Here is a 21704-nt window from a genome sequence, read left to right as displayed (position 1 = left end):
GGGGTTTGCATTGCGCATTCCGTTCACTCACTGTTTCTCTGCCCCCAAGGCGTGAGGCACGCGACGACGCGGCGCTCCGCCATCGATGAACAGGAGTTTGCACCGTGCCTGACCTCACCCCTTCCATCCGCGCCGCGCTGCGGTCCAGCACGCTTCTGGCGCTGGTCCTCGGCCTGGGCCTCAGCCTGACGCCGGTCCAGCGCGCCGAAGCCTTCGGCGCCCCGGAAAGCTTTGCCGAACTGGCCGAGCAGATCAGCCCCTCGGTCGTCAACATCACCACCTCCGCCATGATCTCCGCCCCGGCCGACGGCATGCCGATGGTCCCCGAGGGCAGCCCCTTCCAGGACTTCTTCGACGATTTCGGCGGTCCCGGCCATGGCGGCCCGCAACGCTCCGAGGCGCTGGGCTCGGGCTTCGTGGTCACCGAGGACGGGTTCATCGTCACCAACAACCACGTCATCGAAGGTGCGGACGAGATCCTGATCGAGTTCTACTCGGGCGAGAAACTGCCCGCCAAGCTGATCGGCACCGACCCCAAGACCGACATCGCCGTCCTGAAGGTCGAGGCCGGCAAGCCCTTGCCCTTCGTCTCCTTCGGCGATTCCGACCTGATGCGCGTGGGCGACTGGGTCATGGCCATGGGCAACCCGCTGGGCCAGGGGTTCTCGGTCAGCGCGGGCATCGTCTCGGCCCGGGGGCGGCAGCTTTCGGGCTCCTATGACGACTTCATCCAGACCGACGCCGCGATCAACCGGGGCAACTCGGGCGGGCCCCTGTTCAACATGGACGGGCAGGTCGTCGGGGTGAACACCTCGATCCTGTCGCCGAACGGCGGCTCGATCGGGATCGGCTTCTCGATGTCGTCGAATGTCGTGTCCAAGGTCGTCGACCAGCTCAAGCAATATGGCGAGACCCGGCGCGGCTGGCTCGGCGTGCGCATCCAGGACATGACCCCCGAGATCGCCGAATCCATGGGCCTGGCCGAGGCTTCGGGCGCCCTGGTGACCGACGTGCCGGAGGGCCCCGCGAAGGAGGCCGGGATCGCCTCGGGCGATGTCATCACCAGTTTCGGCGGCCAGCCGGTCCGGGACGCGGGCGACCTGACCCGCCGCGTGGCCGATGCGCCGATCGGCGAGGCGGTGCCGGTGATCGTCCAGCGCGAAGGCCGGACCGAGACCCTGGCCGTGACCCTCGGCCGGCGCGAAGAGGCCGAAGCCACGACCATGCCCGCCTCCTCCGCCGCGCCGGACGAGCCGCGCCAGCTGGAATCGCTCGGCCTGACGCTGGCGCCGCTGGACGATGACATGCGCTCGCGGCTGGGGCTGGATGCCTCGACCGAGGGCCTGATGATCATGGCCGTCGATCCGGCCTCCGAGGCCTATACCAAGGGCCTGCGCGAGGGCGACCTGATCACCGAGGCCGGCCAGTCCCGCGTCGTGCGGCTGCAGGACCTGCAGGACCGGATCAAGGAGGCCAAGGACGGCGGGCGCAAGTCGCTTCTCCTCCTGGTGCGGCGCGGCGGCGATCCGCGTTTCGTGGCGCTGTCGATCGAATAGGCTCGGGCCCTTGAATGGCGGCGGGACCCTCTCGCCGCCAGATTTCTTGAAGGAAGAAATCTCTCGAAATCCTTCCGCAAGGATATTGGCGCGCTTCACGGCCGATCGCCCGCCCTTGCCCCTCGGCCCAGGCAGCCGGTCCAGAAGCCGCGACGGATCCTCGATCGCCCGCGGCCCAGGATCGGGTGGGCAGGGGCTTCGGGCATGAGAACACGAGCGGAACATCCGCCCACCCTCACCCTCTGGCAAAGCGACGGGCTTTGGCCTATGTCGTGACAGGAAATTCCCGGGAGAGGCGGAAATGGCGAAGATCACCTATGTGGAACATGGCGGCAAGGAGCATGTCGTCGACGTGGCCAATGGCCTGACGGTCATGGAAGGCGCGCGCGACAACGGCATTCCGGGCATCGAGGCCGATTGCGGCGGTGCCTGCGCCTGCTCGACCTGCCATGTCTATGTCGATGCCGCCTGGGTGGACCGCCTGCCGCCCCGCGACAGCATGGAGCAGGACATGCTCGACTTCGCCTGGAACCCCGACCCGGTCCGCTCGCGACTGACCTGCCAGATCAAGGTCACCGACAAGCTGGACGGGCTGCGGGTGCAGATGCCGGAAAAGCAGATCTGACCGACCGCTCGTCGATGACTTCGTCACTCCTCGCGCGCAACCCGCGACGAGGAGACGAAGTCGAACGAGGAGCAATCCTCACCCCAGCCGCTCGGCCTTGCGCCGCACCAGCACCGTGCGCAAATCGTGCATGGTCAGCAACAGCGCATCGGTCACCGCCTCGAGCTGGTCGTCCGTCGCGCGCGACTGCGCCCAGTGCGTCGTCAGGTTGAGATGGTCCAGCGTGCGCAGGATGTCGTCCACCTCGCGCGCGGCCAGCAGCGCCCGCCGTTCCTCCAGCCAGTCGCGGATCGCCCGCAGGTCCGCCTCGGTCAGCTCCACCTCGCCATGTGGCCGGATGTTGCCGTTGCGCAGGTTGACCACCGCCAACTCGTCCATCTCGATCCGGCGCTGGCGGTTCTCCGTGCTGACCCGGAACACCGCCGCGCCGTTCTCGCGCAGCCGGAAGTAATAGTCGGGAAGGTCGGCGGACATCGGGCACTCCGGACTGGCACTCACGCGCCATTCCTTGCCAAAGCCCGCCGCCCCGTCAACCCGTCAGACGAGGCTGGCGCAGAAGCGCTGGATCCGGGCGCAGGCCTCGCGCAGCACCTCGTCGCTGGTCGCGTAGCTGACCCGGAAATTGGGCGACAGGCCGAAGGCCGCGCCGAAGACCACGGCGACCCCGGTCTCCTCCAGGAGCGCGGTGGCAAAGACCTCGTCGTTGGTGATCACCATGCCCGCGGGCGTCGCCTTGCCGATGCAGCCCGAGATGTCGGGGTAGACGTAGAACGCCCCCTCGGGCTTCGGGCAGCGGATGCCTTTCGCCTGGTTCAGCATCGACACCACCAGGTCGCGCCGGCCCTGGAACACGCGGCGCCAGTCGGCGAGGAACTCCTGCGGGCCGGACAGCGCCTCCAGCGCGGCATATTGGCTGACCGAGCAGGGGTTCGAGGTCGATTGCGACTGGACCGTCCCCATCGCCTTGATCAGCGGGACCGGCCCGGCCGCATAGCCGATCCGCCAGCCGGTCATCGCATAGGCCTTCGACACGCCGTTGCAGGTCAGCGTGCGGTCGTAAAGGCCGGGCTCGACCTCGGCCGGGGTGCAGAATTCGAAATCGTCGAAGACCAGGTGCTCGTACATGTCGTCCGACATCACCCAGACATGGGGATGGCGCATCAGCACGTCGGTCAGCGCCTTCAGCTCGTCCCGGGTGTAGCCCGCGCCGGTCGGGTTCGACGGGCTGTTGAAGATGAACCATTTCGTCTTCGGCGTGATCGCGGCCTCCAGCTGCTCGGGCGTCAGCTTGAAGTCGGTCTCGATCCCGGCGACCACCGGCACCGGCGTGCCCCCGGCCAGCAGCACCATGTCGGGGTAGCTCACCCAATAGGGCGCCGGGATGATCACCTCGTCGCCGGGGTTCAGCGTCGCCATCAGCGCGTTGTACAGGATCTGCTTGCCCCCGGTCCCGACCGAGACCTGCTGCGGCGTATAGGTCAACCCGTTCTCGCGCAGGAACTTGGCGCAGATCGCGGCCTTCAGCTCGGGAATGCCGTCCACCGCCGTGTAACGGGTCTTGCCCGCGTCGATCGCCCGCTTCGCCGCCTCGCGGATGTTCTCGGGCGTGTCGAAATCCGGCTCGCCCGCGCCAAGGCCGATCACGTCCTTGCCTTCGGCCTTCAAGGCCTGCGCCTTGGTGGTGACGGCAATGGTGGGCGAGGGTTTGACGCGCGCCAGCGTGTCGGACAGGAAGGCCATCGGTAAACACTCCGTCAGGCGGTTTGCGATTGTCGGCTGCAGGTCTTAGGGTGGCCCCCCAACCGACACAAGCGATATCGCAAGAAGGAGAGGCGTGATGGCGGAAACAAGCCCCGAGACCCGGACCGACACCTGGTATGCGGCGGATGTGGCGACCTTCGGCGACCGGCTGGCCGGCGCACGCGAGGCGGCCGGGCTGAAGCAGGAGGAACTGGCACAGCGTCTGGGCGTGCGGCTGACCACCTTGCAGAACTGGGAGGACGACCTGGCCGAGCCGCGGGGCAACCGGCTGCAGATGCTGGCGGGGATGCTGAATGTCTCGCTCGCCTGGCTCCTGACGGCCGAGGGCGACGGGCTGGCCGACCCTGATGACTCCGCGCCGCCGCTGAGCGGCGAGGCCGAGGCCGCGCTGGCCGAGTTGCAGCGCCTGCGTGCCGGGGCGGTTGCCTTGGCCGACAAACTGGCGCAAGTGGAGCGCAGGATGCGGCAGGCGATGCGGTCGGCTGCCTGAGCGGGCGGGGGAAGCGATGGAAACGGCGGAAGCGCGGCTCAAGCGGATGCGGATGCGGTCCTGGCGGCGGGGAACCAAGGAGATGGACCTGGTTCTCGGCCCCTTCGCCGATGCCCATCTGGCCGGGCTGGCCGAGGCCGAGCTTCTGGCCTACGACGCGCTTCTGGCCGAGAACGACCAGGACCTGCTGGCCTGGATCCTCGGCCAGGCCAGCGCGCCCGCCGCCCTCGCCGCCCTCTTGTCCCGTATCGCCGCTTTCGCCGAAACCCGGCTGCTGCGCGAGAAATAGGGCGAAGTTCGCCGCAAGTTTACTGAATGTTTGCGGTTTGTGCCGATTCTGCCGGGAGTTGCCCCGCTGGAGATATCGGTAATGACGCATCATGCCCCCGTGCTGGACGGATCGCAAAAGGCCTTCCTGTCCTGCTATCTGGACAGCCTGGCTCTGGTCGAACGTCTGCACCGGCTGCTGCTCGACGTGATCAAGGATGAATTCGAACGGCTGAACCTTCTTGAGATCAACTCGGTCCAGGCGCTCCTCCTGTTCAACATCGGCGAGAACGAGGTGACGGCCGGGGAGCTCAAGTCGCGCGGCTACTACCAGGGCTCGAATGTCAGCTACAACCTCAAGAAGCTGGTCGAACTGGGCTACATGCACCACCAGCGGTCCGAGGTCGACCGCCGCTCCGTCCGGGTGCGGCTGACCGGGAAGGGGCGCGAGGTGCGGGGCATGATCGCGGAGCTTTTCGCCCGCCATGCCGAGGGGATCGAACGTCGCGGCCTCGTGGATGCCTCCGGCATGGACGAGATCAATACTGCGCTGAAACGGATGGAGCGGTTCTGGACCGAACAGATCAGGTATATCTATTGAACGGCATAGGCCCCCTCGACCAGCCCCATTGACCAGTGGGTCCCGACGGAAGGGTTCTCCCTCGATCCCTGCCGGGCTCCTGGGGCTTGGGCAGGGCGCGGCGGGCTGATTTCATCCGCCGGGCAAGACCACGTTGGCGTCGCGCAGCAGCAGGAAGGGCAGAGGGCGACTGGCAGGGCCTCCCCTCGTTCCGCCGGATGCGCCCTCAGTTGACCTTGCGCTGCGGCAGGAAGGGCAGGGGGGCGACGGGCAGGCCCTCCTCGATCAGCTGCCGGGCATCGTCCAGCTTGGCCTCGCCATGGATCGACCGTTCCGGAGCCTCGCCCGCATGGATGCGCCGGGCTTCGGCCGCGAAGTTCACGCCGACATATTCCGAATTCTCCTCGATCTGCTTGCGCAGGGCCGCAATCGCCGCCTCGACCTCCGAGGCCGGGTCGCGCAGCGAGGGGGCGGCCTCCTGCTTGCGGGCGGAGCGGACGGAGGGGGCCATCAGCTCCTTCTCGACCTTCGTGTCGCCGCAGACCGGGCAGGCCAGCTGCCCCGCGCCCTGCAGGCTGGCGAAGGCCTCGGCGCCCTGGAACCAGCTTTCGAAGCCATGGCCCGCCGCGCATTTCAGGCTGTAGCGGATCATCCCCCTGGTCCCCGCAATGGATCACCGGCCATAGCTATGGATTTGCCGCCCAAGGTCAATGGCCTGGCGGATCATTCCCCCGCGATCGGGGCGGGGCGGCCTTCCCGTGGCGGCACGAAGCGCAGGATGATCCGCGCAAGCTCGGGCTCATGCACCAGGTCTGCGGCCACCTCGGGCGGGAACCATTGCCGGCGCCGTTCCTTGACCTCGGGGAACTTCTCGGCCAGCCGCACCACCCGCAGCCCGTAGACCGCCACCGCGCAGGGCACCTGCGCCTCGGCCGACAGGACCTTGTGATAGCCGTAGCGGCCAAGGCTGACCGGGTTCATCACCCCCTCGACCCCGGCCTCCTCCCAGGCCTCCTGCGCCGCGGCCGCCTCGGGCGCGAGGCCCGGCATCGGCCAGCCCTTCGGGATGACCCAGCGCCCGGTGTCGCGGCTGGTGATCAGCAGCACCTCGACCCCGGCCGGACTCTGCCGCCAGCACAATGCGCCATATTGGATTTTCGCTGCCGCTCCCCCCTCGGAAAAAGGGGGCGCGATCTGGTCTTGCCTGCCCATCTCTGTCACCCTGGCTGCCCGCTTTTCGCGGGTCTCGCCGCTGCTCTGCCACCTCAAACTTCAGTATGGCATGAAGTTTCCCAAAATCACAGGACAATTCCCGAAAGATTGACCTGTCTCAGGTCCGGATTACCTGCTCTGGCGGTCAATCAGGTGCAAAGGGTCAGGCCATGCGACAGCTTCCGGTGCTCTTCCTGGCGGTTCTGGCCGCCACCCCCCTCGCGGCGGCCGAAGGCTTCCGCTTCGCCTCGATCGACGGGGGCGAGATCGCGCTGGACGACTGGCGCGGCAAGCCGGTCCTTGTGGTCAACACCGCCTCGCTTTGCGGCTTTGCCGGGCAGTTCGATGGCCTGCAGGACCTGCACGACCGCTTCGGCGACCGGGCGCTGATCCTGGCCGTCCCCTCCGACGACTTCAACCAGGAGCTTGCCGACGCGGCCGCGGTCAAGGAATACTGCGCCATGACCTTCGACATCACGCTGCCGATGACCGAGATCACCCATGTCAGGGGTGCGGCCGCGCATCCCTTCTACGCCTGGGCGCGCAAGGAGACCGGCTTCGTCCCCGGCTGGAACTTCAACAAGGTGCTGATCGCGCCCGACGGCAGCATCGCCGCCACCTTCGGCGCCCCGGTCCAGCCGGGCAGCGCGCAGATCGTCGGCCGGATCGAGGCGATGCTGCAATGATCCAGGGGCCGCCGCCCGAAGCCCCCCTCTTCATCGGGTCCGAGGTCTATCGCGGCTCCTCCTACGGCCCCGGCCATCCCCTGCGCGTTCCCCGCGTCTCGACCGTGATGGACCTCGCGCGCGCCCTGGGCTGGCTTCCGGCCGGCCGCTTCCGCACCTCGCCCCGCGCGAAACCGGCGGCGCTCGCGCTCTGGCATGACACGGCCTATGTCGCGGCGCTGCAGGAGGCCGAGGAACTGGGCGAGGCCACGCCCGGGATGCGCGCCCGCCACAACCTCGGCACCCTGTCGAACCCGGTCTTTCCCCAAGTCTACCGCCGTCCCGCGACCGGGGCAGGGGGCACGATGCTGGCGGCCGAGCTTCTGGCGGCGCGGCCGGGCGCGATCCATGTCCCCGGCGGCGGCACGCATCACGGCCTGCCGGACCGGGCGAACGGCTTTTGCTACCTCAACGATGTGGTGCTGGCGATCAAGGTCCTGCAACGGGCCGGCCTCCAGCGGATCGCCTATGTCGACCTCGACGCGCATCATCCGGACGGGGTGGAACTGGCGTTCGCCGGAGATCCGGGCGTGCGCATGATCTCGGTCCATGAGGAGGGGCGCTGGCCCTTTACCGGCCTTCTCGCCGACACCGCCGGGGGCAGCGCCTTCAACCTGCCGGTCCCCCGCGGCTACAACGACAGCGAGGCGCGGATGGTCGTGCACGAGTTGATCCTGCCCCGTGTCGCCGAATTCCGCCCCGAGGCCCTGGTCCTGCAATGCGGCGCCGACAGCCTGGAGGAGGACCCGCTCTCGCGCCTGGCGCTGTCGAACCGCGCCTATCTCGAGGCCACAGCAGCCCTCCTGCCCATGGCCCCCCGTGTCCTGGTCCTGGGCGGAGGCGGCTACAACCCCTGGTCGGTCGGCCGCCTCTGGACCGCGATCTGGGGGCATCTCGCCGGTCACGAGATCCCCGACCGCCTGCCCGCGCCCGCCGCCGCCGTGCTGGCCGCGCTCTCCTGGGGCGGTGGCGGCAGGCCCGCCCCCGCGCCCCCGCTCCTCACCACCCTTCTCGACGCGCCGCGCGAAGGCCCGATCCGGCCCGAAATCCGCGACCGTCTTGCCGGACTGTCCCGCCGATGATCCGCGCCTTCCTCGGCATCGCTTTGCCGCCCGACATCCGCGGCGCCTTGCAGGTGCAGCAGTTCCTCCTGCCCCTGCCGCGCAAGGTGGAACCCGAGACCCTGCACCTCACCCTCGTGTTTCTTGGCGACTGCCCCGAACCCGCGCTCGAGGCCGCGCACGAGGGGTTCCAGACCCTCCGCTCTCCCGGCCTGACGCTTTCGCTGCAGGGCCTCGGCCTCTTCGGCAAGGACAAGCCCCGCGTCGCCTGGGCCGGGGTCTCGCCCTCGCCCCCGCTCCTCGCGCTGCAAGCGAAAGCCGAGACCATCGCCCGCCGCGCCGGCTGCCCGCTGGACGCGCGCAAGTACCATCCCCACGTCACCCTCGGCCGCTTCCACCCGCCAGCGCCGCCCGACGCGATGCGCCTGGAACGCGCCATCGCCATGGGCGCGGGCTTCACTGCCGGACCGTGGCAGGTGCCGGACCTCACGCTCTGGCAAAGCCGCCCCGGCGGCAAGACCCTGCGCTACGACGTGCTGGCCACCTATCCGCTCGCTTGACAGGCCGCGGCCCCTCATGCAGCACGTCAGCCAAAGGAGACCGCCCATGAAGATCGCCCACCGCGAGATCGGCCCGAACCATCCGCCGCTCGTCATCGCCGAGATCGGCATCAACCACGGCGGCGACCTCGCGGTGGCCAAGGAAATGGTGCGCCTCGCCGCCGGGGCGGGCTGCGAGATGATCAAGCACCAGACGCACATCATCGAAGACGAGATGACCGACGAGGCGAAGTCGATCTTCCCCCCGAACGCCGATGTCTCGATCTGGCACGTCATGGAACGCTGCGCCCTCTCCCGCGACGCGGAGGCCGAGCTCAAGCGCTACACCGAATCCCTCGGGATGATCTGGATCTCCACCCCCTTCAGCCGCGCCGCCGCCGATTTCCTGGAAGAACTGGACGTCCCCGCCTACAAGATCGGCTCAGGCGAGGCCGACAACCTCCCCCTCATCCGCCACATCGCGCGCAAGGGCAGGCCGGTGATCCTGTCGACCGGCATGCAGACCATCGACACGATCCGCGCCAGCGTCGCGATCCTCGACCGGGCCGGCATCGACTATGCGCTCCTGGAATGCACCAACCTCTACCCCTCGCCGCCCGAGATCGTCTCGCTCAAGGGCGTGACCGAGCTGCGGAACGCCTTCCCCAGGGCCGTCGTCGGCTTCTCCGACCATTCCATCGGCCCCGAGATGGCGCTGGCCTCCGTCGCCCTCGGCGCCTCGATCCTCGAGCGGCACTACACCGACAGCCGCTACCGCAAGGGCCCCGACATCATCAACTCGATGGACCCGTCCGAGCTGCGCCACCTGATCGACCGCAGCCGCGAGATCTGGATCGCCGCCAACAACCCCAAACAGCGCACCGCGCCCGAGGAAGACGTCTACCGCTTCGCCCGCGGCTCGGTCGTGGCCGACCGCGACCTGCCCGAGGGCCATGTGATCGGGGAAGCCGACATCTGGGCCCGCCGCCCCGGCTCGGGAGAGATCGCGGCCTACGACTTCGACAAGGTGGTCGGCAAGCGGCTGAACCGGGCGGTGACCCGGAACACGCAGCTGAAGTGGGGGGATCTGGGGTAGATTCCCCTAGTCCGCACTCGTGACGCCCGTCATCACAGGCACCGCGACCGGATAGTCGAAGCGCCGGAAATCCGACGCATAGGCCTCGGCAATAAGCGAAAGGCTGTGACGCGAAACGCTGACCGGGCGCTGGATCGAGACATTCCTCGGCGCTGTCACCTGCGGCAGGTCGGTGTCCGTGACCTCGGCAAGGCGCCGCATAACCCGCTCCAACCCATCCTCATAGCGGAACACTTCGCAGCGGAAGCATTCATAATCGACCTGCGGCCGGAAATGGCCTACCCTCCAGTCCGGGTCGGACCGCAGCCGGTGCAGCGCATAGCGCAGCCAAGCGTTGAAGCCGAACATGCGCAGCCGGGAAAACTGGACCAGTCCGCTGCGGCGCTGATAGCGGTATTCCGACACCAGCCGCGCGACTGGGTGGCGCACTACCATGAAGGCATAGTCGATCATCTCGGGCAGGAAGACCCGATTCAGCACGGCGGCAGGCTGGTGGCGCGGGCCGAAGACGCCGCCCCGGACCGGGATGCGCTCTTCGAACACGGCAGGTCCGGCCTTTCCCAGATGCTCGCCAATGGCCATTCCAGCCGTCTTCGGGATGTGGATGAACAGGACCTTCGTCGTTCCGATGCGATAGACGGGCACCTCAGGCCTCCTTGCCGAAGCCAAAGCGGTCCATGATCGCGCGGCAGGCAGTAATGGTGTCCGGGCGCAATTCTTCGACATAGCCGCGCACCTTGCCCTTGCGCACTTTTGCCCCGGGGCTTGTCGCAGCCATACCGCCCTTCTGCTCGGCAGTCTTCATCTTGTCGAAGGTTGCGGCCTCTGCAAGGTCCGCGCCGGTCACGCCGCTTATGTCGAAAAAATCCAGCAGCCGCTGGAAACCGGCCGCAGGATCGGTACGCAACGCTTCGTAAGTCAGGGTCAGGCAGTCTGTCCGCCCCGCAAGATGGTCCAACCAGGCCCGGTTGAAGCGGCAGACCTTCTCGATGCCATGCGTTGGATGCAGGACAAAGCTGTCGATGTCGCATGGCGGCAGCGCGCCCCGCATCAGAAGCGGCAGGTACATTCGCCAGTAGCGCCCGCTGTCGCGCCGCAGGTCGCGATAGCGGACCTGGTAGAACATCGACACCGCCGTGTCGATCGGGTTTCGGTGCAGGAATACCAGCGGTAGCGTGGCCAGTTCGGGCCTGATGCCCGAAAAGGGGCGACCGATCTCTCGCCAGTTGGTGCTGCACCCGGCGTGCGTCAGCGTGGCGTCGATGCTATGGGCTTTCAGCGCAAAGTCGATCCAGGTTCGCCCGGACTTTGGGTAGGACACAATCAGGCGGCCATCGCTGCGGAAGGGCTCGCGTCCCAGGTCGTTCTTGCTCATGCCTCGACCTTTCCCGTAGTGTCATCCGGCCGAAGTCGGCTCCTGCGCGGTACGATCTCGCCGCGCTTTGCCAGCCACCACAACCGACGCAGATAGTTCCCTGCCTTCAGCCGGTAGTGCGGCAGGCGTCGATGCAGCGGAAATTTCCGGACTTCGGCAAAGCCCTTTCCTGTGATCAGGCTTTCGCCGCCGTCATCGGGATGGCTGGGAAAAGGCTCCAGCCCGCGCAGGCGAAAATCGTGGATGAAGAAACGGTTGATCTCGTGGTCGGTCGCCCGCGTCACCCGGCGCATGGCCGGAAGCAGTTTGAAGGCGGTCGCGCGGTTGATCAGATAGGCCCCGGTCCCGGTCGCTGGGCCAATATAGGCATTGAGCCGGTAAGGCCCGATCCGGCCCTGCTGGACTGGAAGCTTGGCCCGGATGCAGTTCAGCTTCAGGAAATCCCAGTGTTCCTGGGCTTGAAGCGCCAGTCGCACTGCCGGAAGGAAATCGTCGTGGAAAACCACGTCGTCCTCCAGCACCAGTGCAATCGGTTGCCCAGAGGTCAGGAATCGTTCCCAGACCGCCAGATGCGAGTGATAGCAGCCGATGCCTCCGATAAGAATCTCGCGCCCCATGTTTCGCCGGAAGGCGGCAACATCCGTGTTCGCCAGCAGGCGCTGTTCCTCGGCCTTGCCATCGACCCCGGGAAACAACTCGTAGGCCAGCCCGAGCTTCTCCAGGCGCTGTTCCATGCTGGTGCGGCGTGCGACGGCGCGCGGCAGGTTGATTAGGTAAACCGGCAGGCCGATCAGCGGGTCCGGGGTCAATTGGTTTCTCCCATCCATGCATCCCGCAGCCAGTCGCATGGCCGGGTCGAGGACAGGCCCGCCCGATAACCCGCTACCGCCTCGTCCATCTTCGGCCTACCGTGAAAGCAGACTACCCGCGCATTGGCGGGCAGATGCGGCTGCCTGAACAGGTTTAGCGGACGAGCCGGGCGGCAGTCGTATTTGTACGACACGATCCAGTCATCGGGGAAGGGCTGGAAGTCCCCCGCGCGTGCTGCGCTGGCCGAGGTATAGGTCTGTTCCGATCCCCCGCCAAGGCCTACCGCAGCCTCCGGATCGCGCGCCATGAACTCGTAAAGATAGCCATGTAGCCGTGGGTCGAACCGTTCCACCGATCCATGCCCAAGCGAAGGCGCGCGGCCGGAGTGCCGCCATTCCCGCCGCATGCAGACCTTGCCGGGCGCAAAGTCACGTAACTCGTCCACTGGTCCGACAACAGCCACATCAAGATCAAACACCATGAGCGGCCCATCAAGGTCGGTGATCAGGTCGGGACGAAACAGGCTGATCTTCTTCAGGCGCCCCTGTTTCGGTGCGTTTGCCATCGCCGCCTCCATCCGGGTGGCGAAAGGCTCGTCAGGGAGAGGCAGGATTTCCACCGTTCGGTCGATCCCGCTCCTGTCGTCAGTCATGCAGAAAAATCGCAGTTCCGACCGCGTGTTGCGCGCCAGCCCCGCCCGAAGCCGGTTTACATACTCCGATCCGTATGCTGTTCCGTACTTGATGCAGATGCAGTTGAGTTCGGCCATTGCCTGCGCACATTCTAGGGACGAGGCCCCTTAACCCATGACGCCACCGCTGGCAACGGCACGCCGTTGCCCGGTTGCTGCCCTGGCAGTTCTCGGCTATCCGCAAGGTACTCAGACGGTCCGACACGCATGACCCGCCACCTCCTCTTCCTCACCGGCACCCGCGCCGACTTCGGCAAGCTGGAGCCGCTTGCGGCCGCCGCGCGGGACGCGGGCCACCTTGTGACCTTCTTCGTCACCGGCATGCACATGATGGACCGCTACGGCCTCACCCGCAACGAGGTCCGCCGCATGCCCGGCATCGCGGTCGAGGAGTTCGTCAACCAGCAGGAGGGCGACCCCCAGGACCTGATCCTCGCCCGCACCGTCACCGGCTTCTCCGCCTTCGTCCACCGCGCCCGGCCCGACCTCATCGTCCTGCACGGCGACCGGATCGAGGCCATGGCCGGCGCGCTGGTCGCCGCGACCAACTACATCCGCTCGGCCCATGTCGAGGGCGGCGAGGTCTCGGGCACCATCGACGAGGTCTTCCGCCACTGCAACACCAAGCTCTGCACCCACCATTTCGTCTCCTCCGAGGCCGCCGCCCGCCGGGTCCGCGCGCTCGGCGAACCCGAGGAGACGATCCACGCCATCGGCTCGCCCGAGCTCGACTTCCACGCCCGCCCCTCCGGCGTGACGCTCGACGAGGTGCGCGCCCATTACGCCATCCCCTTCGCCGAATTCGGCATCGCCACCTTCCACCCCGTGACCTCGGAACAGGACACGATCGGCCGGCAGGCGGCCGACCTCTTCGGCGCGCTTGCCGACAGCGGCCGCAGCTTCGTGACCATCGCGCCCAACAACGACCCCGGCTCGCAGGCCATCTTCGAAGTCCTTGAAAAGCTGCCCAGGGACCGCTTCCGCCTCCTCCCCTCCATGCGCTTCGCCCATTTCTCCGAGCTGATGAAGAACGCCGCCTGCATGGTCGGCAACTCCTCCGCCGGTGTGCGCGAGGCCCCCTTCCTCGGCCTGCCCTCGCTCGACATCGGCACCCGCCAGTCCAACCGCTCCGACGCGCCCTCGGTCACCGCCTGCGAGGCCGAGGACCGCGCCGTGATCCTCGATTTCCTGCGCACCCACTGGGGCCGCCAGGCCGTCCCGCATGCGGGTTTCGGCCAGGGCACAGCCGCGCAGCATTTCGTGGAAACCCTCGCCCGGCCCGAGTTCTGGAGCATCAGCCTGCAAAAGGCCTTCCGTGACTAGGCCCGGCCTTGCACTGGCTGCATGGCTCGCCGCCTCTCGCGCGATCCCGCTCATCGCGCCCGCCCTCCTGCAACGCCGCCTCGCAAGGGGCAAGGAGCTTCCCGACCGCTGGCAGGAGAAACTCGGCCGGCCGACCGCGCCGCGCCCCGACGGCCTGCTGGTCTGGCTCCACGCCGTCGGCCTCGGCGAGACGCTGGCGCTCCGCGGCCTGATCGCCGCCATGGCCGGGAAGGCGCCCGCGGCGGAATTCCTCGTCACCTCCACCACCCGCGCCTCGGCCGAGGTGCTGGCCGCCAACCTGCCGCCGCGCACCCGCCACCAGTTCCTGCCGCTCGACGCGCCGCGCTATCTGGAAAGCTTCCTCGACCACTGGCGCCCGGCGCTTTCCGTCTGGGCCGAACAGGACCTCTGGCCCGGCGCGGTGGCCGCCACCGACGCGCGCGGCATCCCGCTGGCGCTGGTCAACGCGCGGATGAACGCCGAGGCCTTCGCCCGCCGCGCCCGCTGGAAATCGCTCTATTCCGACCTCTTCGCCCGCTTCCGCCTGATCACCGCGCAGGACGAGACCACCGCGCGCCACCTGCAGGCCCTCGGCGCCAGGGGCATCCGGGTCACCGGCTCGCTCAAGGCCGCCGCGCCGCCGCTCTCCGCCGATCCCGCGGCACTCGCCGCGGCCCGCGCGGCGCTGGCCGGCCGCCGCCCGGTCCTCCTCGCCTCCTCGCACCCCGAGGACGAGTTCGCCCTCTTCACCGCGCTCCGCGCCGCGCCGCGCCCTCCGGTCCTGATCGCCCCGCGCGACCCGCAGCGGGGGCCCGGGATCGCCGCCCGCGCCGCCGAACACGGCCTCACCGCCACGCTGCGCAGCGCGGGGCAGGGGCCTGACGCCGACCTCTGGATCGTCGACACCTTCGGCGAGATGGGCCTCTGGTTCCGCCTCTGCCCGACCACCCTCGTCGGCGGCAGCTTCGGCCCGACCGAGGGCCACAACCCGTGGGAGCCCGCCGCCCTCGGCTCGGCCATCCTGCACGGGCCGCGCATCGCCAATTTCGCCGCCGATTTCGCCGCCCTGCACCAGGCGGGCGCGGCCCGGCCGGTCCAGCCGGAAAGCCTCGCCGCCGCGCTGACCGAAGACCACGGCGCCATGGCCGCCCGCGCCAAGGCGCTCTCCGACGCGGCCCGGGATGCGCTGGCACCCTTGGCCGGCGACCTCCTCACGCTCGCGGACCTCGCATGAGGCTCTGGCTCTTCCTCCGCCTCTGGTCGCTCCTCTGGCACGCGGGCCTTCCCCTCGCGCTGCTCTACCTCTGGCGCCGTGGCCGCAAGGACCCGCTCTACGCGCAGCACCTCGCCGAACGCTTCGGCCGCTACCGCCAGCGCCTGCCCGGCGCGGTCTGGGTCCATGCGGTGAGCCTCGGCGAAATGCGTTCCGCCGTCCCCCTGATCCGCGCGCTGCTCGACCGGGGGGACCGGGTTGTCACCACCCATTTCACCCCCGCCGGCCGGCGCGAGGCGGAACGGGTGTTTGCCAGCGAGATCGCCGCCGGCCGCCTCGCCGCCGTCTGGGTCCCGTTCGAGACCGCCTGGGCCTATGCCGGATTCTTCCGCGCCTTCCGCCCCCGCGCCGGACTGGTGATGGAGATCGAGATCTGGCCCCGGATGATCTTCGCCGCCCGGAGCGCCGGAGTCTCGCTCTTCATGTGCAATGCGCAATATCCCACGAAATCAATGGCCCGCGACGCGAAGTTGAAGTTGCGTCACAAGTTGATGCAGGGCTATGCCGGGGCCTTCGTGAAATCCGATCTGCAAGCGCGGCGCTTCGCGTCGGTGGGCGTCCAGAACATCCATGTCACCGGAGAACTGCGCTTCGACCAGCCGATCCCGCCACATCTGGTAGAGGCCGCCGCCATCCGCCCGCTGCTCGCAGGCGACCGCCCGGTGATCACCTTCGCCTCGGCGGTCGAGGGCGAGGACGACCTTTATCTCGACGCCATCGCCTCCGCGCTCGCCCATCCCTCGCGTCCCTTCGTGGTCTATGTTCCAAGGAAACCCGAACGCTTCGACGCGGTGGCCGGGATGCTTGCTGCCCGAGGCTTCACCTTCCTGCGCCGCAGCCACACCCTCGACGCCACGCTGACCCCGAAGAGCCTCCCCTCCCCCTCGTGGGGAGGGGATGGGGGAGGGGGGCACCCCGCCGAAAACACACCCGACCTCCTCCTCGGCGACTCCTTGGGCGAGATGTATTTCTACATCGCCCTCTCCGACCGCGTCGTGACGGGCGGCGGCTTCACCCCGCATGGCGCGCATAACATCATCGAGCCGCTCGCACTCAAGCGCCCGGTCATCGTCGGCCCCGAGATCCACACCATCGAATACCCGGCGGCCGAGGCCATTGCCGCCGGCGTCTGCCTGCGCGTCGAGACGCCCGAGGCCCTGGCCGCCGCCCTGACCGACTGGCAAGGCCCGGGTCCGGAGGCCATTCAGACCTTCTTCACCGCCCATTCCGGCGCCACGAAGAAGACCCTCGCGGCGCTGGATTCGATGGTTAAGTCCGCGTAAACGCAGCCAGGCAAGTCGTTGTTTTTATTTGTTCCGGCAAAAGCGCCGCGCGCGACGCCGCGCCTCACCAGCCGCTGAACCCGCCGTCGACGTTGATCATCTGCCCGGTCATGTAGCCCGCCTGCGTGCTGGCCAGGAACAGCATCGCATCCGCGATCTCGTCCGGCTTCGCCATCCGGTCCAGCATGATCAACTCCCCCACCCGGCGCTGGAATTCCTCGGAGTGCCCGTTGAACACCGCCCCCGGCGCGATCGTGTTCACCGTCGCCCCCCTCGGCGCCCAATACCCGGCCAGCCACACCGTCAGCCCATGAATCCCCGCCTTCGTCACCCCATAGGCCGAGAAGTTCTTGAAGGGCATCCCCTCATAGATCCGGTGATGCGCCCCGTTCAGGGCGTACATCGAGGCCACGTTGATCAGCGTGCAGGGCCATTTCCCGACGATGTCCCGGTCCATCTGCCGGGCCACCATGAACGGCCCCGTCAGGTTCGTCCGCAGCGTCTTTTCCCAGTCGGAGACCTTGAGGTCGGCGAAGTCCGGGAACGGCTGCCCCGCCCCCATCAGCAGTTCCCCGGTGATGGCGGCGTTGTTCAGGACGACGTTCGGCTCCCACCCGTCCTTGAGGATGCGCTGGAATATCTCCGCCACCTGATCCTCATCCGCCACGTCCAGCGGGTAGAAGCGGAAACTTTCGTCCCCCCCATGCGCCGCGACCAGCGCCTCCGCCCGCTTGCCCGGCAGGTCGGAAGCGATCACCCGCGCGCCCTCGGCCAGCATCCGGCGGACATAGGTCGAGCCGAGCACGCCCCCCGACCCGGTGATGAAAACCGTGCGGCCCTTGAGTTGATCAGCCATTCCGGGCCTCCTGCATCAGAAATTCGACAAGGCGGAAGTCGAAGGGCGTGTCGATGTCGACGCAGCGTTCCGGCGGCATCAGGTAGGGGATCACGCGCCCCTCCCAGAGCCCCTTCGACCGTTTCAGATAGGCCGGATCGACCACATAGGTCGAGGCGGCGTGCTCATAGACCACCGGCGCCTGCTGCCGGGCGACCACCCCGCCGGGCAGCGGCTTCGAGACATGCAGCGCGCCCGTCGCATCCGGCTCCACCAGGTTGAAATAGGGGTTCTTCCGCGCCTCGCAGCAACTCATCACCATGTCGGGCCGCTCGGCCCGGAACAGCTCCAGCGCGGCGGTGATATCTGAAGGCAGACGCAGCGGCGAGGTGCAGTCGAGATCGAGGAAAGCCTCCACCGGCCCGACCAGCGCCTCGGAAGCCTCCAGCGCGTGTTGCCACACACCCCATTTTCCGGCCGTATCGGTCGCCAGATGCGCGGGGCGGAGGCCGATCTTCAGGCAGGCCTTGGCGACGGCATGGTCATAGATCTCCCCGTCGTCCGTGCTGACCACCACCGCATCCACCAACGGATGCTCCAGAAGCTGGTCCAGCGACCAGTCGATCAGAGGCTTGCCCTGGATCAGCCGGAAGTTCTTGCGCGGCACGCCCTTCGAGCCCTTCCGCGCGCCGATGTGACCCAGGATCATGGGATCTCCTTGATAATTTCGCCGACAAAACCGCGCATTGCCCAGGCCTGCGCCACCAGACGGGCCGAGGGCAGGCAGAGGTCCAGCCGCGGTATCAGCGGGTTGCCCGACAGCGCGCCCCCGAAGGCCAGCGCCAGGAAGTCGCGCATCGCGTCGAGGAACATCGTGTTCCTCTCCAGTTGCAGCGGCAGGTCCTGCGGACCGGAAGACTCGGTCACCCGGTAGCTTTGCGCTGCGAAGTCGAAGTCGTGCATCCGCTGCGTCCCCCGCAGCAGCGTGCGGCGGTGCAGCCTCGGCGTCAGGTAGTCCATCGAAACATCGCCGACAGCCGACTGACTCCGCAAGGAAATCCGGCTTGCCACGTCCACCCCCGGATAGGCGGGATGGCCAAGACTTTCCACCCGCGTCACCTCCAGCCCCGGGAAGAGGCAGGCCGCCAGGTCCAGCTCATGGCAGAGGTCCAGCAGCACCCCGCCGCCCTCGGCCCGCGCGGCGTAGCTTTGCGAGAAGCGCCAGTCCGCCCGCCATTGCGTGACGTCATGGCCGATGCTCATCGCGAACTGGAACACGTCGGACAGGTCCGCCGCCGCCAAGGCGCGCACCGCCGGGTGATAGCGCATCATGTAGCCCAGCATCGAGCGCTCCGCGACCGGCGCGGCGGCCTCGGCGATGGCCTCCACCTCCTCGGGCCGGAAGGCGAGCGGCTTCTCGACATACATCGGCAGGCTGCGGGCAGAGGCGGCCTCGACCAGCGGCAGGCGGATATCGGTCGCGGTGGCGATCACCACCGCCTCGGCCCCGTCCAGCGCGGCAAGCGCGCCGCCAAGCCCGGCCTCGCGCCAGGAGACCAGCCGCGCCGACGCGCCAAGCGCCTGGAGATTGCCGTGATGCCTGCGGCCGATGGAGCCGGAGCCGATGACCAGAACGCGCATGCTGCCCCCTTTGGGCAAGCCCTAGCGCGAAACCGGGGCCGGGACCAGAGGCGGCCGGCGCTGCGGCCATTCCGTCGCGCGGTGCCAGGCCTGGCCGATGGCCAGAACACCCATGTCGCCGCCCGACCGGCCGATGACCTGCATCCCCATCGGCAGGCCTTGCGGCCCGAAGCCCACGGGCACCGAGAGGGCAGGCAGGCCGATCAGGCTGGCGGGGATCACCACCTCCATCCAGCGGTGATAGGTGTCCATTTGCCGGCCCGCGATCTCTTCGGGCCAGCGCCATTCCGCGGGGAAAGGCCAGACCTGCGCGCTTGGCAGGACCACGGCGTCATAGCGTTCGAAAAGCCGCGCGGCATGGGCGTGCCAGCGGCTGCGGATCACGCTGGCCTCGTAGACCGCCTGCGCGGACAGTCCCATGCCCTGCTCGATCTCCCAGATCGTCTCCGGCTTGGTCAGCGCGCGCTTTGCCGGATCTTCGGCCAGCGCCCGCTTGCCGCCCGCGTTCAGCATGGCGCGCAGCGTGGCCCAGGAATGCCAGAGCTTCTCGGCCGGGAAGGGCGGGGCGAGATGTTCGACCACCGCACCCATGTCTTCAAGCTGGCGCAGCGCCGCCTCGCACAGGTCCAGGATGCCCGACTCCATCGGATAGGCCCCGCCCCAATCGGCCAGCCAGCCGATGCGAAGACCCCTGACGTCGCGGTCAAGCCGCAACTCGGGGGTGGCGCGGGGGAAGGGAACCTCCGGGTTCTCACCGGCCAGAACCATCAGCAGCCGCGCCAGATCCTCTACCGTGCGGGCCATCGGGCCTTCGGTGGACAGGGTGGACAGATAGGTATCGCCCTCGGCATCCTGCGGCACCAGACCCCAGGTCGGGCGGAAACCGTAGACGTTGCAGAAGGCGGCGGGATTGCGGAGGGACCCCATCATGTCCGACCCATCCGCGACCCAGGCCATCCGCGCCGCCAGCGCCGCCGAGGCGCCGCCGGAGGATCCGCCGGCGCTGCGCGCCAGGTCATAGGGGTTCCGCGTCACCCCGAAGACCGGGTTGAAGCTATGCGAGCCCTGGCCCCATTCCGGCACATTGGTCTTGGCCGCGATCACCGCGCCCGAGGCCCGCAGCCGTGCCGCCACCAGGTCGTCCTTCGCCGGCACATGGTCCTGCCAGACCGGCGAGCCCCAGGTCGTCCGCAGGCCCCGCGTCGCTACCAGGTCCTTGACCGGAAACGGAATCCCGTGCAGCCAGCCCTGCGGCGCGACATCGTCCAGCGCCCGCGCCTCGGCCATCAGATCGTCAGGGTCGCGCAGCGAGACGATGGCATTCACCGCCCCGTTCAGCGCCTGGACCTGGGCCAGCCAGGCCGCCATCACCTCGGAGGGAGCGACCTCGCGCGCATGGATCGCCTGCGACAGCCGGGTTGCAGACCATTCGAGCATGGCTTCCTCTTGGCAAAAATACTCAAAGGGCGTCCGGGGGCCACGAAGACCCCCGGGCATGTTCCGGGCTTACTTCTGCAGCTCGGTCCAGATCGCGGTGATGTATTCCTGCGCCTTGGGCGAGCAGGCGGGAAGGAAGTGGCCTGCCGACTTGAACTCTTCGGGCACCACGATTTCCGGGGCGGTCTTCATGTCCTCGGGCATGAATTCCGCCGAACCGGCAATACCGTTGGCATAGCGCGCAAAGGCCGAGATCATTGCGGCGTTCTCGGGGTCGGCGATGAAGTTCAGGAACTGGTAGGCCTCGTCGACGTTCTGTGCGTCCTTGAGCAAGGTCACCTGGTCCATCCAGACGATATAGCCTTCTTTGGGATAGCCATAGGCCACGTCGGGGTTCTTCAGGCGCGCGCGCATGATGGCGCCGTTCCAGTAGACCGAGGCGGCGACGTCGCCCGCGGCCATCTTCTCTTCCATGCCGTAGTCCATGCTCATCCAGTTTGGCTTGGCGGCAACCAGAAGGTCACGGACCTTCTTCAGCACCTCGGTATCCTCGGTGCAGGGTTCGCCGCCGGCATACATCGTGGCAAGCGCGATCACGTCGTTCATTTCGGGCGTGACATTGACCTTGCCCTGCAGTTCCGGCGGGGGTTCCAGCCAGATCGCGCTGGTGTTGATGTCGCCGCCGTAGACCTTCGTGTTCACGCCCAGGCCGGTCGTGCCCCACTGCCACGGGATCGAGAATTTCCGGCCGGGATCGTAATCGACGTTCATCCATTCGGGCGCGATATTGGCGTGGTTCGGGATCTTCGACAGGTCAAGCTCCTGGATCAGGCCCTTCTCGGCGAAGATGCGCACATAGTTGGCCGAGGGGACGACCAGGTCGAAGCCGTGGCCACCCGCTTCGATCTTGGCAAGAGCGGTGTCGTTGGAATCGTAGTCGGTCACGGTAACCTTGATCCCGGTTTCCTTCTCGAACTTCTCCAGCAGCTCGGGGCTGGTGTAGTTGCCCCAGTTGTACAGCTGCAGAACCCCCTCGGCGCTTGCCAGATGCGTCGTGGCGAGCAGCGCCGCCGTGATTGCTAGTGTCAGTCTCATTTTCAGTCTCCCTGGTGTGGTTTTGCAGG

At 67.9% G+C, this 21704-nt stretch carries 25 protein-coding genes; 12 read left to right on the top strand and 13 right to left on the bottom strand.

The window, feature by feature from the left end:
- Positions 1-104: 104 nt before the first annotated feature.
- Positions 105-1556 carry a DegQ family serine endoprotease gene (locus I7S92_RS03595; RefSeq protein ID WP_287865669.1) on the top strand — a complete coding sequence of 484 codons (1452 nt, stop codon included), beginning with the start codon at positions 105-107 and terminating at the stop codon, positions 1554-1556.
- 301 nt (positions 1557-1857) lie between these two features.
- Positions 1858-2181: a 2Fe-2S iron-sulfur cluster-binding protein gene (locus I7S92_RS03590; protein ID WP_197642110.1), complete on the top strand. Its 324-nt coding sequence runs from the start codon at positions 1858-1860 to the stop codon at positions 2179-2181.
- Between the two features lie 78 nt (positions 2182-2259).
- Here I7S92_RS03590 and I7S92_RS03585 read toward each other — a convergent pair whose 3' ends face one another.
- Together I7S92_RS03585 and I7S92_RS03580 are read right to left on the bottom strand one after the other, a co-directional pair.
- Positions 2260-2655, bottom strand: coding sequence for a hypothetical protein (locus I7S92_RS03585; RefSeq protein ID WP_197642109.1), 396 nt, complete (start codon positions 2653-2655; stop codon positions 2260-2262).
- 63 nt (positions 2656-2718) lie between these two features.
- Positions 2719-3921, bottom strand: a complete 1203-nt coding sequence (locus I7S92_RS03580) for a pyridoxal phosphate-dependent aminotransferase (protein ID WP_197642108.1) — start codon at positions 3919-3921, stop codon at positions 2719-2721.
- A 97-nt stretch (positions 3922-4018) separates the two neighbouring features.
- Between I7S92_RS03580 and I7S92_RS03575 the strand changes: the two genes are divergently transcribed.
- The 3 genes from I7S92_RS03575 to I7S92_RS03565 all read left to right on the top strand — a co-directional run bounded on the left by I7S92_RS03575 (position 4019) and on the right by I7S92_RS03565 (position 5300).
- Complete coding sequence (locus I7S92_RS03575; RefSeq protein WP_197642107.1) at positions 4019-4432, top strand: helix-turn-helix domain-containing protein; 414 nt, start codon at positions 4019-4021, stop codon at positions 4430-4432.
- A gap of 16 nt (positions 4433-4448) precedes the next feature.
- Complete coding sequence (locus I7S92_RS03570; protein WP_197642106.1) at positions 4449-4721, top strand: FAD assembly factor SdhE; 273 nt, start codon at positions 4449-4451, stop codon at positions 4719-4721.
- Positions 4722-4802: 81 nt separating this feature from the next.
- Entirely contained in the window at positions 4803-5300 is a 498-nt protein-coding gene (locus tag I7S92_RS03565; protein ID WP_197642105.1) for a MarR family winged helix-turn-helix transcriptional regulator, read from the top strand.
- Between the two features lie 205 nt (positions 5301-5505).
- Here I7S92_RS03565 and I7S92_RS03560 read toward each other — a convergent pair whose 3' ends face one another.
- The gene (locus I7S92_RS03560; protein ID WP_197642104.1) at positions 5506-5931 is read right to left on the bottom strand and encodes a DUF1178 family protein; all 426 of its coding nucleotides are present in this window, start codon (positions 5929-5931) and stop codon (positions 5506-5508) included.
- A gap of 71 nt (positions 5932-6002) precedes the next feature.
- Entirely contained in the window at positions 6003-6386 is a 384-nt protein-coding gene (locus I7S92_RS03555; RefSeq protein WP_287865664.1) for an NUDIX hydrolase, read from the bottom strand.
- Between the two features lie 275 nt (positions 6387-6661).
- On the opposite strand from I7S92_RS03555, the gene I7S92_RS03550 reads away from it, so the two are divergent.
- From I7S92_RS03550 to I7S92_RS03535, 4 genes are read left to right on the top strand one after another with little or no spacing between them, the layout of a single operon-like run.
- Positions 6662-7177, top strand: a complete 516-nt coding sequence (locus tag I7S92_RS03550; protein WP_197642102.1) for a glutathione peroxidase — start codon at positions 6662-6664, stop codon at positions 7175-7177.
- A complete protein-coding gene (locus I7S92_RS03545) occupies positions 7174-8298 on the top strand; it encodes an acetoin utilization protein AcuC (RefSeq protein ID WP_197642101.1) in 1125 nt (374 codons plus the stop codon). The genes I7S92_RS03550 and I7S92_RS03545 overlap by 4 nt, the downstream gene beginning before the upstream one ends.
- Positions 8295-8837, top strand: coding sequence for an RNA 2',3'-cyclic phosphodiesterase (gene thpR, locus I7S92_RS03540; protein WP_197642100.1), 543 nt, complete (start codon positions 8295-8297; stop codon positions 8835-8837). Before I7S92_RS03545 ends, thpR begins: the two co-directional genes overlap by 4 nt.
- Positions 8838-8883: 46 nt before the next feature.
- A complete protein-coding gene (locus I7S92_RS03535) occupies positions 8884-9912 on the top strand; it encodes an N-acetylneuraminate synthase family protein (protein WP_197642099.1) in 1029 nt (342 codons plus the stop codon).
- 6 nt (positions 9913-9918) lie between these two features.
- Here the strand turns inward: I7S92_RS03535 and I7S92_RS03530 are convergent, their stop codons facing one another.
- Genes I7S92_RS03530 through I7S92_RS03515 form a run of 4 tightly spaced genes read right to left on the bottom strand, consistent with a single transcriptional unit; the run spans position 9919 to position 12866 of the window.
- Entirely contained in the window at positions 9919-10557 is a 639-nt protein-coding gene (locus tag I7S92_RS03530) for a sulfotransferase family 2 domain-containing protein (RefSeq protein WP_197642098.1), read from the bottom strand.
- A 1-nt stretch (position 10558) separates the two neighbouring features.
- The gene (locus tag I7S92_RS03525) at positions 10559-11287 is read right to left on the bottom strand and encodes a sulfotransferase domain-containing protein (protein ID WP_197642097.1); all 729 of its coding nucleotides are present in this window, start codon (positions 11285-11287) and stop codon (positions 10559-10561) included.
- Positions 11284-12096 (bottom strand): glycosyltransferase family 25 protein, encoded by an 813-nt coding sequence (locus tag I7S92_RS03520; RefSeq protein ID WP_242070059.1) that lies wholly within the window; start codon positions 12094-12096, stop codon positions 11284-11286. Before I7S92_RS03520 ends, I7S92_RS03525 begins: the two co-directional genes overlap by 4 nt.
- Positions 12093-12866 (bottom strand): glycosyltransferase family protein, encoded by a 774-nt coding sequence (locus I7S92_RS03515; protein WP_197642095.1) that lies wholly within the window; start codon positions 12864-12866, stop codon positions 12093-12095. Before I7S92_RS03515 ends, I7S92_RS03520 begins: the two co-directional genes overlap by 4 nt.
- A 129-nt stretch (positions 12867-12995) precedes the next feature.
- Here I7S92_RS03515 and neuC point away from each other — a divergent pair, with 129 nt between their 5' ends.
- Genes neuC through I7S92_RS03500 form a run of 3 tightly spaced genes read left to right on the top strand, consistent with a single transcriptional unit; the run spans position 12996 to position 16667 of the window.
- Complete coding sequence (gene neuC, locus I7S92_RS03510) at positions 12996-14111, top strand: UDP-N-acetylglucosamine 2-epimerase (protein WP_197642094.1); 1116 nt, start codon at positions 12996-12998, stop codon at positions 14109-14111.
- Entirely contained in the window at positions 14104-15345 is a 1242-nt protein-coding gene (locus tag I7S92_RS03505) for a 3-deoxy-D-manno-octulosonic acid transferase (RefSeq protein WP_354001299.1), read from the top strand. Before neuC ends, I7S92_RS03505 begins: the two co-directional genes overlap by 8 nt.
- Complete coding sequence (locus I7S92_RS03500; protein WP_197642092.1) at positions 15342-16667, top strand: 3-deoxy-D-manno-octulosonic acid transferase; 1326 nt, start codon at positions 15342-15344, stop codon at positions 16665-16667. Before I7S92_RS03505 ends, I7S92_RS03500 begins: the two co-directional genes overlap by 4 nt.
- 64 nt (positions 16668-16731) lie before the next feature.
- On the opposite strand, the gene I7S92_RS03495 is transcribed toward I7S92_RS03500, so the two are convergent.
- From I7S92_RS03495 to I7S92_RS03475, 5 genes are all read right to left on the bottom strand, one after another.
- Positions 16732-17523: an SDR family NAD(P)-dependent oxidoreductase gene (locus tag I7S92_RS03495; protein ID WP_197642091.1), complete on the bottom strand. Its 792-nt coding sequence runs from the start codon at positions 17521-17523 to the stop codon at positions 16732-16734.
- Entirely contained in the window at positions 17516-18211 is a 696-nt protein-coding gene (locus I7S92_RS03490; protein WP_197642090.1) for an acylneuraminate cytidylyltransferase family protein, read from the bottom strand. The genes I7S92_RS03495 and I7S92_RS03490 overlap by 8 nt, the downstream gene beginning before the upstream one ends.
- Positions 18208-19143 carry a Gfo/Idh/MocA family protein gene (locus I7S92_RS03485; protein WP_197642089.1) on the bottom strand — a complete coding sequence of 312 codons (936 nt, stop codon included), beginning with the start codon at positions 19141-19143 and terminating at the stop codon, positions 18208-18210. Before I7S92_RS03485 ends, I7S92_RS03490 begins: the two co-directional genes overlap by 4 nt.
- A 21-nt stretch (positions 19144-19164) precedes the next feature.
- The gene (locus I7S92_RS03480; RefSeq protein ID WP_197642088.1) at positions 19165-20580 is read right to left on the bottom strand and encodes an amidase; all 1416 of its coding nucleotides are present in this window, start codon (positions 20578-20580) and stop codon (positions 19165-19167) included.
- Between the two features lie 69 nt (positions 20581-20649).
- Positions 20650-21675 (bottom strand): ABC transporter substrate-binding protein, encoded by a 1026-nt coding sequence (locus I7S92_RS03475; protein ID WP_197642087.1) that lies wholly within the window; start codon positions 21673-21675, stop codon positions 20650-20652.
- Between the last annotated feature and the right edge of the window lie 29 nt (positions 21676-21704).

This window comes from Tabrizicola soli (assembly GCF_015999335.1).
GTDB classification, from domain to species: Bacteria; Pseudomonadota; Alphaproteobacteria; order Rhodobacterales; family Rhodobacteraceae; genus Tabrizicola; species Tabrizicola soli.
Note: the sequence above shows the minus strand (reverse complement) of the source record. Positions and strands in the feature narration are given on the sequence as shown.